The organism is Chryseobacterium sp. SIMBA_028, from assembly GCF_046535285.1.
Taxonomy (GTDB): domain Bacteria; phylum Bacteroidota; class Bacteroidia; order Flavobacteriales; family Weeksellaceae; genus Chryseobacterium.
In genome coordinates this window covers 1-371 of sequence record NZ_JAWRWZ010000085.1, presented here as the reverse complement: position 1 = coordinate 371, position 371 = coordinate 1, and the positions used below count along the sequence as shown (strand labels likewise).

Annotated in this window: 1 protein-coding gene; it reads left to right on the top strand. The window is 41.8% G+C overall.

Annotated elements, in window-relative coordinates; translation table 11 throughout:
- Positions 1-371, top strand: a 371-nt coding sequence (locus SCA31_RS22650; RefSeq protein ID WP_410699303.1) for a DnaJ C-terminal domain-containing protein, incomplete at both ends; no start/stop codon positions are given.

Sequence of the window (371 nt, the reverse complement as noted above, 5' to 3'; positions counted from 1 at the left end):
ATGTTTGGGCAAATGCAGACCCAGGCTACTTGTGGAACTTGTCAGGGAATCGGAAAGGTTGCTGATAAAATTCCAGCCGGAGCAAATGCACAGGGGCTTATTAAGGATGAAGAGGAAATCTCAATCAATATTCCCGCCGGTGCAAGAGACGGAATTCAGCTGAATGTAAGAGGAAAAGGTAATGATGCTCCTTTCGGAGGTATTCCCGGAGATCTATTGGTTATTATTGAAGAAGAAATTGATAAAACAATCAAAAGAGAAGGAGACAACCTTCATCAGGAATTATATATTTCCTATGCTGAAGCTGCATTAGGAACCAAAAAAGAAATCTCTACCGTTGGCGGAAAAGTGAAAATAACGGTTGATCCGGG